The organism is Amycolatopsis solani (assembly GCF_033441515.1).
In the GTDB taxonomy this organism is placed as follows: domain Bacteria; phylum Actinomycetota; class Actinomycetes; order Mycobacteriales; family Pseudonocardiaceae; genus Amycolatopsis; species Amycolatopsis solani.
The window spans coordinates 1-12,797 of sequence record NZ_JAWQJT010000003.1 but is presented as its reverse complement, the minus strand read 5'-3'; the positions used below and the strand labels follow the sequence as shown (position 1 = coordinate 12,797).

The following is a 12,797-nucleotide window of genomic DNA, read 5'->3' as shown; positions in this document are numbered from 1 at the left end:
GAGTGGTAAGTCGGGTTAGAACCCGACTTACCACTCACGACCCGCGCGGCCACCTCTTCGTGGAAGGGATATCCGATGTCCGATACCCCACCGCCCGGGCGCCGGGGACCGCGAGCCCGCGTCGCCGTCGTCGTCGGCGCCGGCCTGCTCGCCATCGGTGCCACCGTGCTGCTCTCGACCGGATCACCGGAGCCGGCCGTCGTCGCGGCCGGTGCGCCGAGCGCCCTCGACCGGGCGATCACGACCGCGCGCGAAAAGCTCGCGAAGCGGGACCAAGATCCGCGGACCTGGGCCGAGCTCGGTGCCGCGTACGTCGAGGCGGCGCGCGCCAAGGCGGATCCCACCTACTACCCCAAAGCCGAGGAAGCACTGCGGAAATCCGTGGCGCAGCAACCCGACGGCAACGGGATCGCGCTGGCCGGCCTGGGCGCGCTCGCCAACGCGCGCCACGACTTCGCCGCCGCCCGCGACTGGGGCGTCAAGGCCAGGGAAGTGCTGCCGGACAACGCGCAGGTGTACGGCGTGCTCACCGACGCCTACACCCAGCTCGGCGACACCGAGGCCGCCACGACGGCGTTGCAGCGCATGCTGGACCTCAAGCCGGGCGTCTCGTCCTTCACCCGCGCCGCGTACGAATTCGAGCTGCACGGCCGCGTCGACGACGCCCGCCACGCGCTCGAGCGGGCGCTCGCGGACGCCGTCGACCCCGGCGACGTCGTGTTCTGCCGTCACCTGCTGGGAAAGCTCGCGTTCGACAACGGCGACCTCGACACCGCGCAGCGCCACTTCGACGCGGGTCTGCGCGCGGTCCCCGACGCAGGCCCGCTGCTGCAGGGGCGGGCGACGGTGCTGGCGGCCCGCGGCCGGACCGGCGAGGCGCTGGCCGGGTTCGAGGACCTCGTCACCCGGCAGCCGAACCTCGACAACCTGCAGGAGTACGCGCTGCTGCTGACGTCGGCGGGTGCGCCGGAACCGGCGGCCCGCCAGTACGCGGTCATCGAGCGGCAGCAACGGGTCGACGCCGAGTCCGGGGCCAACATCGACCTCGAGGCGTCCCTGGTCGCCGTCGACCGCGGCAACGCCCGGCAGGCCCTCGAACTCGCCCAGGCGGAGTGGGCGCGGCGGCAGCCCGTGTTCGTCGCGGACGCGGTCGCCTGGGCCCTGCACCTGAACGGCCGTGACGCCGAAGCGCTCAGCTACGCCGACCGCGCCGCGAGCACGGGCTGGCGCAGTGCCGCGGTCGCCTACCACCGCGGCATGATCCTGGCCGGGCTCGGCCGGACGCCCGAGGCCGTCGCGGCGCTGACCGAGGCGCTGCGGATCAACCCGCACTTCTCCGCCACCGGTGCCCCGGCCGCGCGGGCCGCGCTGGCGAAACTGGGAGGGACCCGATGAACGCGTTCCGCGCCGCCGTCCTGGTGCTCTGCGCCGCCATCGCCACGGCGTGCACCGCGACGGCTCCCGGGCCCGGCCCGCGCTTCGACGACGAAACCGACGGCGGCACCCCCCGGCAGCTGAGCTGCCTGAAGCACCAGCCGGAGGCACCCGGGCCCCGGTACACCGACGACGCGGTCCGGCGCACCGACGACACCCTCGCCCTGCTCCGCTACTACACGGCCAACGGGAGCAAGGCGTACTGCGACGGCGTCGCGCCCACCGAGGCCGACCGGCAGTGGGCCGGGCTGTACGTGCGGCTGGGCGCGGACCGGAAGAACGTCGCGGCCCTGCTCGGCCCGAACTGAGCGGGCTTCTAGAGTCGGGGTGGTGAGAACCCTCGTCGGCACGCTCTGCCTGCTCGCGGCCGTCACCGCTTGCTCGCCCGCCACGCCGTCGGCGGGCGGGCAAGCGGTCACGCCGTCCGCCGTGAGCCTCCCGCCGGTACGGGCGGGCTTCGACTACCAGCTCGGCGGTGCCTACCCGCCCGCCGACGGCGTCGAGGTCGTCAGCCGCGACCACACCGCCGCACCCGCCGCCGGGCGCTACACCATCTGTTACGTCAACGCGTTCCAGGCGCAGCCGGGTGCCGAGGCGGAGTGGGGCGACCTGGTGCTCCGGGACGCGAACGGCGAGCCGGTGATCGACGAGGACTGGCACGAGGCCCTGCTCGACCTGCGGACGGCCGGCAAGCGCGAGCGCGTCGCGGCCAAGGTCAACCGCTGGGTGGACGACTGCGCGGTCAAGGGCTTCCGGGCGGTCGAGCCCGACAACTACGACAGCTACACGCGCTCGCACGGCCTCCTCTCCGACGCCGACGCGCAGGCTTTCGTGCGCCTGCTGTCCGCGCACGCGCACGAGAAGGGCCTGGCCATCGGGCAGAAGAACACGTCCGAACTGGCCGGGCGGCGCGGGGAAAACGGGCTCGACTTCGCCGTGGCCGAAGAATGCGGCGAGCAGGAGAACTGCGACGAGTACACGGCCGCGTTCGGCGACCAAGTCGTCGTGATCGAGTACACCGACGAGGGCCTCGCGACCGCGTGCGCCCGCTGGGGCGGTTCGCTCAGCATCGTCCGCCGCGACCGCGACGTCGTTCCCGAAGGGGCGGCCGGGTACGTCCGGCGGACGTGCTGAGATCGAAATGATCGAAGCCTTTGATCGAGTGGAAACCCTTGTGCGATAGTGCCTTCCGCCCCGTCAGCGCCGCCGCCGGAAGGGACTGCCCCGATGCCGAACTCGCCGCGACCGAGCCGACGCCAGGTACTGGGGGGAGCGGGCGCCGCCGTCGTCACCTCCGCGATCGCGCCGGTCGCCCGGGCCGCCGAGGCGCTCGCCCGGCCGGACCTCGCGCTCACCGGGCGCAGCACCGATCTCGGCACCGGCTGGCGGTTCGCCCTCGCGAACCCCGACGGCGTCACCGACCCGGACGGCCGCTTCGCCGACGCACCGCGGCCCGGCTTCGACGACTCGGCGTGGCAGACCGTCGACGTCCCGCACGACTGGAGCATCGAGCTCCCGCCGACCACGCGGGGCGGCACGAGCAGTGCGTCCGGCTTCTTCCGCGGCGGGCTCGGCTGGTACCGCCGGACGTTCACCCTGCCGCCCTCGCTCGGCGGCCAGCGCGTCTCGGTGGAATTCGACGGCGTCTACTCGGACGCGCACGTGTACCTGAACGGCGAGCTGCTCGGCAACCACCCCTACGCCTACACCGGCTTCGCCTTCGACCTCACCGGCAAACTGCACACCGACGGGCGGACGCCGAACGTCCTCGCCGTGCGGGCGGTGAACCCGTTGCCGAGCAGCCGCTGGTACTCCGGCAGCGGCATCTACCGCCGTGTCCGGCTGGTCGTGACCGAGGCGGTGCACGTGGCCCGGCACGGCACCTTCGTCACCACGCCGGACATCGCCGCCGGCCGGGGGACCGTGCGGGTGGCCACGGACGTCGTGAACGACTCCGCCGTCACGGTGGCGGCCGAGGTGCGCACGACGGTCACCGACGCCGCGGGCCGGGTGGCGGCGACGGGCTCGGCGACCGTGGCCGTGCTCCCCGGCCGGACGGCCACGGCGGTGTGCGCGCCGGTCGTCGACCGGCCGCAGCTGTGGTCGACCGGGCGGCCACAGCGGTACGCGGTGCGCACCGACGTCGTCGTGGCCGGGCGGGTGCTCGACACGACCATCACGGACTTCGGCTTCCGCCACTTCGAGTTCCACCCGGACGACGGGTTCTCGCTCAACGGCGTGCCGATGAAGCTGCGCGGGGTCAACCTGCACTCGTCTCAGGGCGCGCTCGGCGCGGTCGTCGACGCGGCCGCGCTGGAGCACCAGATGCGGCTGATGCTCGCGATGGGCGTGAACGCGCTGCGCACCGCGCACAACCCGCCCGACCCGCAGCTGGTGGCGGTCTGCGACCGGCTCGGGATCCTCCTGATGGTCGAGGCGTTCGACTGCTGGCGGACCGGCAAGGTCGAGTACGACTACCACCGCGACTTCGACGCGTGGAGCGGGCGGGACATCGCGGAAATGGTGCACGCGGCCAAGAACTCGCCGTCGGTCGTGCTGTGGTCGATCGGCAACGAGGTGCCGGACGCGTCGATGGCGGGCGGGCCGGCGATCGCGGCGGACCTGATCGCGGCGGTCCGGGCGATCGACCCGACCCGGCCGGTGATCATGGGGTCCGACCGCTACCGGAGCGTGCCCGCGCCGGGTTCGCCGCAGGACCTGATCCTGCGGCAGCTCGACGGCCTTGGCGTCAACTACAACACCGCCCAGTCGATCGACGGGCTGCACGCAAAGTACCCGGACAAATTCTTCTTCGAGTCGGAATCGTCGTCGGAAACCTCGACGCGCGGGGTGTACCAGGACCCGGACCTGCTCAACACCGGGGAGAACCACACGCCGGGCAAGCGGGCGGCGTCGTCCTACGACAACAACCTGGCTTCGTGGACGTTCAGCGGCGAGTACTCGCTGAAGAAGGACCGGGACCGGAAGTTCTGCCAGGGCCAGTTCCTCTGGGCCGGGCAGGACTACCTCGGCGAGCCGACGCCGTACGACGTCTTCCCGGTCAAGACGTCGTTCTTCGGCGCGATCGACAGCGCGGGCCTGCCGAAGGACGCCTTCCACCTCTTCCGCAGCCAGTGGACGACCGGGCCGATGGTGCACCTGGCGCCCGACTGGACGGACCACCGGCCGGGCGAACCGGTCGCGGTGTGGGTCTACTCCACTGTGGACACTGTCGAGCTGGTCCTCAACGGCCGCTCTCTGGGCGTGAAGAAGTTCGACCGGAAGACCACTGTGGACGGACGGCCGTACCTGGAGACGACCGAGCCGTCCGGCGACGACAAGAACGACCCCTCGGGCAGCTACACCAGCCCGAACGGCAGCGGCGGCAAGCTGCACCTGACGTGGACGGTGCCGTTCGAACCGGGCACGCTGACCGCGATCGCCCGCGACGGCAGCCGTGAGGTGGCCCGCGACCGGGTCGTCACCGCCGGGCCGGCGCACGCGATCACGCTGTTCGCGCCGGAGCGGGCCGAAGGCGGGGCGATGACGTTCGTGACGGCGTCCATTGTGGACGACCGGGGCGTGGTCGTGCCCGTGGGCGAACCGGTGCTGCGGTTCGGCGTGCGCGGCCCGGGCCGGGTGGCCGGGGTGGACAACGGCAGGCAGGAGCTGGCCCAGAGCTACCAGCAGCCCACGATCCCGGCGTTCAAGGGGCACGCGGTCGCGGTGATCGCGGCGACCGGCGGCCGTGGCCCGATCACCGTGACGGCGTCCGCGCCGGGGCTGGCGTCCGGCCGGATCACTTTGCCGGGCACTGCTTCCGGGCAGCGCAACGGACCGGGAGCGCGGGCGGTGGAGTCCCCCGCGCCGGTCGTGGCGGCGGCCGCGGACGCGAGCTATTCCGGCGCGCCGGACACGCTGCCGTCGGCGATGCTGGACGGAGACCCGGCCACCGGCTGGTCGAACTTCTACCTGAAGCAGGCAACCGCGACGCTGACCGCCGTGAGCCGGCCGCGGGCCCGGGACTGGGTGTCGCTGGCCTGGCCCGCGCCGCGGCGGATCGGCGTGCTCACCGCCCGGTTCGTCGTCGACGCGAAGCACGCGCTGCCGTCGGCAGCGGAGGTCGCGGTCCGCACCGCGCGCGGGTGGGAGCCGGTGCGCAACCTCCGGATCACGTGGGGGAGCGGCTCGAACGACCCGACGACGCTCGAGTTCGATCCCGTGGTGACCGCGGAAGCCCGGCTGACGATGACCGCGACCGCCTTCCTCCGCATCAGCACGCTCGTGAGTGTTAAGTCGGGTTAGAACCCGACTCAACACTCACGAGCGGGTCAGCGGGTGCAGGGGGCGAGGGCGTCCAGGCCTTGGGGTTTGTCGGCGTTGCGGCCGATCGCCGTGGCGATGCGGTTGATCGTCGCGACGCGTTTGTCTTCCAGTGGGCCGAGGATGGCGTTCTGGACGAAGTTGGGGCCGCCCTGCCCTTCGGTCGTGACGAGCCGGTTGTTGGCTTCGGCGATCTGGGTGTTCAGCAGGTCGAGGTTGCGCTGGACCTCGGCTTGCGCCTGGGCGGGGATCGCCGGGAGACGGCTTTCCACGTCGGGGCAGGTGATCTGGCCCGACGCGGTGTTCTCGTCGCCCTGCGCGGGCGCCGGAGCGGGTGCTTGAGTGGTCGGCGCGGATCCGGCGCCACCCAGTGCGCACGTCGCCAAGCCGCCCAGGCCCTGGGGTTTCTCGCCCTGGCGGCCGATCGCGATGGCGATCCGGTCGATCGTCGACGCGCGTTTGTCCTGCAGCGGACCGAGGATCGCGTTCTGGACGAAGTTGGGGCCGCCCTGCCCTTCGGTCGTGACGAGCCGGTTGTCGGCCTCGGCGATCTGGGTGTTCAGCAGGTCCAGGTTGCGCTGGACCTCGGCTTGCGCCTGGGCCGGGACCGCGGGGAGCCGGCTCGCCACGTCCGGGCAGCTGATCTGCCCGCCCGACGCCGCGCTGGCGGCGCCGGGGTCGCCGACGGTCGTCGCGATCACCAGCGCTCCCGCCGCGATCCCGAGGCCGAGGGCCGCCGTCGCGATCTTCGTCCGCCGAGAGAGGCGGTGCCGTCCACCGGTAGCAGGCATGAATCACTCCAAGTTAGCGTGAACAGAGAGGGTCCACACGGGCAGCGCGCGGTTGTTCCGAATGGTGCGGCCGACGGGGCCGCGAAGGTCATCGTGGCGGCTCCAGCAGGGATTTGTCCAGTGTGAAAAGGAAAACGGGGAGATGCTGAACCATTCCGAACCGGGATCCGTGTATTCCGGTGAAAGGCGGCTTGTGCGATTCGGGGCGAAAGCCGGGTCTTGACGTGGCCGCCGTCGCCTCCTAGCGTCGGCATACCGACTGGTCGGTGTCCAAAGGAGGTCACTGGATGAGCTGGTACGACGCGAAGCCTTGGCTCGCGAGCTACGACGAGCGCGTGCGGGAGGCGGGACCGGCGACACCGACGACGTTGCCCGAGACGTTCCGCCGCGCCGTGGAGCACGTCCCGGACCGGGTCGCGATCGCGTACTTCGACGCGCGGCTGAGCTACCGGGAGCTCGACGAGCTCTCCGACGGCGTCGCCCGCTACCTGACCGGCCACGGCTTCGCGCGGGGCGACCGGCTCGCCCTGGTGCTGCAGAACATCCCGCAGTTCGTGATCGCGCTGCTCGGCGCGTGGAAGGCCGGCGGGATCGTCGTCCCGGTCAACCCGATGTACCGCGAGCGCGAGCTCACCCACGTGCTCACCGACGCCGGCGTCAAGGCGATCGTCTGCTCGCAGCGCGGCTGGAACGCCTACATCGCCAAGACCGTCGAGGGCAGCTCCGTCGAAATCTCGCTCACCACCAGCGAACTCGAGTTCCAGACCCGCGACGACGAGCGCGTGCTGGCCAAGGTCGAGAAGGAGGAGACCCCGGGCGCCACCGAACTCCTCGAAGCCGCGAACACGCCGGGTCCGAAGCCCCCGGAACCCGCGTTCGCGCTCGATGACACCGCCTTGATCAGCTACACCTCCGGCACCAGCGGCACGCCGAAGGGCGCCACCAACACCCACGGCAACATCGGCACCAACGCCGCCGGGCTCGGCTCGTTCAGCGGCCTGCCCGCCGGTTCCACGCTGTTCGGGCTCGCGCCGCTGTTCCACATCACCGGCATGGTCTGCGAAGTCGGCTCCGCGATCGACATCGAGGGCACGCTCGCGCTGGCCTACCGCTTCGAGCCCGGCGTCGTGCTCGACGCCTTCCTGGAGCACCGGCCGTCGTACACGGTCGGGCCGTCCACGGCGTACATGGCGCTGATGGCCCACCCGTCCTTCAGCCGCGACCACTTCGCGTCCTTCGCGCTGCTGTACTCCGGCGGCGCCGCGCTGCCGCCCGCCGTCGTCGAGGCGTTCCGCGCGAAGACCGGGCACTACATCCACAACGGGTACGGCCTGACCGAAACCACCGCGGGCTGCGTCGTCGTCCCCGGCACCCTCGAAGCGCCGATCGACCCGGAGTCCGGCACCATCTCGATCGGCCTGCCGGTGCCGGACACGATCGTCCGGATCCTCGGCGAGAACGGCGAAGAACTGCCGTTCGGGCAGCCGGGGGAGATCGCCGTCGAGGGCCCGATGGTCGTCTCGGGCTACTGGAACCGGCCGGACGCGACTGCCGAAGCCCTGCCCGGCGGGCGGCTGCTCACCGGCGACATCGGGTTCATGGACGAGCGCGGCTGGGTCTACGTCGTCGACCGCAAGAAGGACATGATCAACGCGTCCGGCTTCAAGGTCTGGCCGCGCGAAGTCGAGGACGTCCTCTACACGCACCCGGCCGTCCGCGAAGCCGCCGTCGTCGGGATCGCCGACGAGTACCGCGGTGAGACGGTCAAGGCGTACGTCAGCCCCGCGCCGGGGGCGGCCGCCGATCCGGCGGAACTCGTGGCGTGGTGCAAGGAACGGCTCGCCGCCTACAAGTACCCGCGCACGGTCGTGGTGCTCGACGAGCTGCCGAAGACCACCAGCGGCAAGATCCTCCGCCGCGAACTGCGGGCCAGGGGGTAGCGGCGTGGTCGAGACCGTCCGCGGCGCGATCGCGCCGGAAGCGCTGGGCCGGGTGCTCATGCACGAGCACCTCTTCGTGCTCAGCCCCGAATTCGCCGAGAACTACCCGGAGCACGAAGGGTTCCGCGAGGACGAGCACGTTCCCGAGGCGATCCGGCGGCTGAAGGAGCTGAAGGACGCCGGGATCGACACGATCGTCGACCCGACGGTGATCGGGCTCGGCCGGTACATCCCGCGCGTGCAGCGGGTGGCCGCGGAGACCGAGGTCAACATCGTCGTCGCCACCGGGCTCTACACCTACAACGACGTGCCGCACTACCTGCACTTCCGCGGGCCCGGCACGCTGCTGCAGGGCGAGGACCCGCTCGTCGGGATGTTCGTCGGGGACATCCGGGACGGGATCGCCGGCACCGGCGTCAAGGCCGGGCTCCTCAAGTGCGCCACCGACGAACCCGGCGTGACCCCGGGCGTCGAACGCGTGCTGCGCGCGGTGGCGAAGGCGCACGCCGAGACCGGCACGCCGATCATGACGCACACGCACGCCGGCACGCGGCGCGGGCTGGAGCAGCAGAACATCTTCGAGGACGAGGGCGTCGACCTGGGCCGGGTGCTGATCGGGCACTCCGGGGATTCGACGGACCTCGGCTACCTCACCGAGCTCGCCGACCGCGGGTCGCTGCTCGGCATGGACCGGTTCGGCCTCGACCTGCTGCTGCCGTTCGAGCAGCGCGTCGCCACCGTCGCGGCGATGTGCGAACGCGGCTACGCGGGCAGCATGGTGCTCTCGCACGACGCGTCCTGCTACATCGACTGGCTGCCCGCCGACCAGTTGCCGGTGCTCACGCCGAACTGGCACTACCTGCACATCACCCGGGACGTGCTGCCCGCGCTGCGGGCGCGCGGGGTGTCCGAATCGGACATCACGACGATGCTCGTGGACAACCCCCGGCGGTTCCTGGCGCCCGGGTCCTGAGCCGTTATCCTGGTGCGTCCGATCGGAGAGGGGATCTTGCCGTGACCCGAGCAAGCACCCGCAAGCCCGGCGAAGCGGCCGGTGACGACCAGGCCGCCGTGCCCCGGCGGTTGCTGGAGCACGCCACGAAGCTGTTCGCGAAGAAGGGTTTCGACCGCACGTCCGTCCAGGAGATCGTCGAGGCCGCGGGCGTCACCAAGGGCGCGATGTACCACTACTTCGACTCCAAGGACGACCTGCTCTACGAAATCTACGCCCGGGTCCTGCGCGAGCAGACCCGGCAGCTGGAGAGCGTCGCCGACTCCGGCGCGCCGCTGCGGGAACGGCTCGCCGCCGCCGCGTCCGACGTCGTCGTCTCCAGCATCGACAACCTCGACGACAACACGATCTTCCTGCAGTCCATGCACCAGCTGTCGCCGGACAAGCGGAAGGCCGTGCGCGCCGAGCGCCGCAAGTACCACGAGCGCTTCCGCGGACTGGTCGAAGAGGGCCAGGCGTCGGGGGAGTTCCGCGCGGACAAGCCGGCCGACGTCGTCGTCGACTTCTTCTTCGGCTCGGTGCACCACCTCGGCTCGTGGTACCGGCGCGGCGGGTCGCTGACCGCCCGCCAGATCGGTGATCACTACGCGGATCTGCTCCTGGCCGCACTGCGCCCGCTGGACCGGTAGTTTGCCGGGGTGACCGATTTCCCGCCGCTGCCCGTGCTCGACCGGCTGACCGACGCGGAGCGGGACCTGGTCGAGCACGCCCGGCGCGGCGGCGTCGCGACTCCGGACGCCCCGATCCGCGCCGAGGTGCTGCGGGAGCTGCTGCTCGGCCGCCGCGGCCCGCTCGACCCGCGGGGCGTCCGCGTCGGGAACGCCCGGATCGCCGGCACGCTGGACCTCGACCACGTCGACGCCGCGGCCGGCCTCACCCTGACCGGCTGCGTGGTCGTGAACCCGGTCAGCGTGCGGCGGGCCCGGCTCCCGTGGCTCGACCTGTCCGGCAGCCGGATCGCCGGGTTCGACGGCGACGGCGTCCGGATCGAGCACGACCTCCACCTCACCGGCGTGCGCGCGACCGGCTCCGGCGAGTTCGGCGCGATCTGCCTGCGTGATGCCCGGATCGGCGGCCGCGTCCACCTCGGCGACGCCGACGTCACCGGCGAAGACGGGCCCGCGGTGTACCTCGACGGGCTGGCGGGCGGCGACCTGCGGTGCGCGGGCCTGCGGGCGGCCGGCGACGGCTACCTGGGCACGGTCCGCCTGCTCAACGCGCACTTCACCGGCCAGGTCACCTTCGACGACGCCGTGCTCACCAACCGGGACGGGCCCGCCCTGCACGCCGACGGGCTCGACGTGGCGGGCGAACTGCGGCTGACCTCGGCGAAGGTCACCGGGGCCGGTGAGGACGGCGCGCTCCGCCTGATCGGCGCCCGGATCGGCAGCGAAGCCGACCTCACCGGAGCCGTGCTGACCAACGAAACCGGCCCCGCGCTCGAGGCCGACCGCCTGCACGCCGGCGACCTGCGGCTCGACGGCGTCACCGCCCTCGCGGCGGCCACCGACGACGGCGCGATCAGCCTGGTCGGCGCGCGGATCGGCGGTCAGTTCAACGCCGGCGGCGCGGTGGTCGTCAACCGCCGCGGCCGGGGACTGAGCGCCGACGGCATCCGGGTCGGCGACAGCTTCCACGCCGACGGCCTCGAGGCGCGGGCCTCGGGCGAGTACGGCGCGCTGTGCCTGCTCGGCGCCCACGTCGCCGGCAACCTCTACCTCGACGGCGCCGAACTTTCCAACGACACCGGGGCGGCGCTGAGCGGCGACCGGCTCGGCGTCGACGGCAACTTCCGCGCCAACGAGCTGACCGCGAGCGGGTCGGGGGAGCCGGGCACGGTCCGGCTGATCGGCGCGCGGATCGGCGGCCGGGTGGACCTCCAGGGCGCCCGGCTGACCAACGACGGCAGCCCGGCCCTGTACGCCGACGGCTTGCACGTCGAGGGCAACCTCGCCCTGTCGGGGATGACCGCCACCGGCGCCGGCGAGGAGGGCGCGGTCCGGCTGCACGGCACCGAGATCACCGGCCAGCTGCTGCTCGACGGCGCCGAACTGGCCAACGCGTCCGGTCCCGCGTTCCTCGCGGACGCCTCGCGCGTCGGCAACTACCTCGACTTCACCGGGATGAAGGCGACCTGCTCGGCCGGGTGGGCGACGGTGAGCCTGTCCGGCGTGCGGATCGAAGGCCAGGTCAGCTTCGACGGCGCCGAGATCACCAACGACGCCGGACCCGCGCTGCAGGCGGATCGCTGCCAGGTGGCGGAAAGCCTGTCGCTGAGCGGGATCCGGGCCACCGGCGCCGGCGACGAGGCCACCGTCCGGCTGCTCGCCGCGCACGTCACCGGCCAGCTGAACCTCCTCGGCGCCCAGCTCGCCCACACCGGCGAGGGAACCCTGCTGAGCCTGGAGGACGCCGTCGTCGACGGCGCGGTCTTCCTCCCCGCCGACGTCGTCTGCGCGAAACCGGCCCGCGGCCCGCACCCCGGGACGATCGACCTCGACGGGTTCCGCTTCGGCGCGCTCGGCGCCTCCACCTGGCCGGAGTGGCTGCACCTGGTCCGGTGGCACACCGCCGACTACCGGCCCGGGCCGTACCAGCAGCTGGCCGCGGTCGAACGCGCGTCGGGGCACGACGGCAACGCCCGGCACGTCCTCATCGCCCAGCAGCGCGACCTCCAGCGCTGGGCGCCCGAGGGGATCGGCGGCTGGCCGGCCCGGCGCTTCCACTGGCTGTGGGGCGCCCTCGCGGGCTACGGCTACCGCGCCCGCCGCACGGCGGCGGCGTTGCTGCTCGCGGTGGCCGCCGCCGGCGCCCTCGGGCTCTGGGCCGGTCAGGTGGGCGAGGGCGGCCACCACGCCGCCGAGCGCGTCGCGGACTTCACGGCCGCGAGGGGCACGCCGTGCACGACGGTGGAGCTGATCGGCGTCGGGCTGGACCGAGGGCTGCCTCTGTCACCGGGGGTGCGCGGCCGCTGCGACCTCAACACCGGACTCGACGCGGGCCAGGTGTTCACCGTGGCGATCTGGGCGGTCCAGGCCGCGATCTGGGCGCTGGCGACGCTCGCGCTGGTCGGCTACACGGGGCTGGTCCGCAAGACCGGCTAGTGCCGGCCGATGTGCGGTGACGGCCGGTCATGCGCCCCAATGTGGCGTTGGGTGCGTCCAGCGCACCCAATGTGGCGGGGGGGGGGGGGGGGGCGCCCCCCCCCCCCCCGGGGGGGGGGGGGGGGGGGGGGGGGGGGGGGGGGCGCGGGGGGGGGGGGGGGGCCCCGCCGGCGGGGGGGGGGGGGGGGGCGGC

At 72.8% G+C, this 12,797-nt stretch carries 9 protein-coding genes; 8 read left to right on the top strand and 1 reads right to left on the bottom strand.

Features of this window, described 5'->3' with window-relative positions; genetic code table 11:
* Positions 1-75: 75 nt before the first annotated feature.
* The 4 genes from SD460_RS33230 to SD460_RS33215 all read left to right on the top strand — a co-directional run bounded on the left by SD460_RS33230 (position 76) and on the right by SD460_RS33215 (position 5,739).
* Complete coding sequence (locus SD460_RS33230) at positions 76-1,395, top strand: tetratricopeptide repeat protein (RefSeq protein WP_290058318.1); 1,320 nt, start codon at positions 76-78, stop codon at positions 1,393-1,395.
* Positions 1,392-1,742 (top strand): hypothetical protein, encoded by a 351-nt coding sequence (locus SD460_RS33225; RefSeq protein WP_290058317.1) that lies wholly within the window; start codon positions 1,392-1,394, stop codon positions 1,740-1,742. The genes SD460_RS33230 and SD460_RS33225 overlap by 4 nt, the downstream gene beginning before the upstream one ends.
* A gap of 22 nt (positions 1,743-1,764) precedes the next feature.
* Positions 1,765-2,568, top strand: a complete 804-nt coding sequence (locus SD460_RS33220) for an endo alpha-1,4 polygalactosaminidase (protein ID WP_290058316.1) — start codon at positions 1,765-1,767, stop codon at positions 2,566-2,568.
* 93 nt (positions 2,569-2,661) lie between these two features.
* Positions 2,662-5,739, top strand: coding sequence for a glycoside hydrolase family 2 TIM barrel-domain containing protein (locus tag SD460_RS33215; RefSeq protein WP_290058315.1), 3,078 nt, complete (start codon positions 2,662-2,664; stop codon positions 5,737-5,739).
* A gap of 26 nt (positions 5,740-5,765) precedes the next feature.
* Here SD460_RS33215 and SD460_RS33210 read toward each other — a convergent pair whose 3' ends face one another.
* Entirely contained in the window at positions 5,766-6,548 is a 783-nt protein-coding gene (locus SD460_RS33210) for a hypothetical protein (RefSeq protein WP_290058314.1), read from the bottom strand.
* A gap of 287 nt (positions 6,549-6,835) precedes the next feature.
* Here SD460_RS33210 and SD460_RS33205 point away from each other — a divergent pair, with 287 nt between their 5' ends.
* The 4 genes from SD460_RS33205 to SD460_RS33190 are packed head-to-tail and all read left to right on the top strand — an operon-like array spanning position 6,836 to position 12,604.
* Positions 6,836-8,488: an AMP-binding protein gene (locus SD460_RS33205; protein WP_290058313.1), complete on the top strand. Its 1,653-nt coding sequence runs from the start codon at positions 6,836-6,838 to the stop codon at positions 8,486-8,488.
* Between the two features lie 4 nt (positions 8,489-8,492).
* Positions 8,493-9,461, top strand: coding sequence for a phosphotriesterase family protein (locus SD460_RS33200; RefSeq protein WP_290058312.1), 969 nt, complete (start codon positions 8,493-8,495; stop codon positions 9,459-9,461).
* Between the two features lie 41 nt (positions 9,462-9,502).
* Positions 9,503-10,129 (top strand): TetR/AcrR family transcriptional regulator, encoded by a 627-nt coding sequence (locus SD460_RS33195; protein ID WP_290058311.1) that lies wholly within the window; start codon positions 9,503-9,505, stop codon positions 10,127-10,129.
* A gap of 9 nt (positions 10,130-10,138) precedes the next feature.
* Positions 10,139-12,604 carry a translocation/assembly module TamB domain-containing protein gene (locus tag SD460_RS33190; RefSeq protein ID WP_290058310.1) on the top strand — a complete coding sequence of 822 codons (2,466 nt, stop codon included), beginning with the start codon at positions 10,139-10,141 and terminating at the stop codon, positions 12,602-12,604.
* Positions 12,605-12,797: the final 193 nt, after the last annotated feature.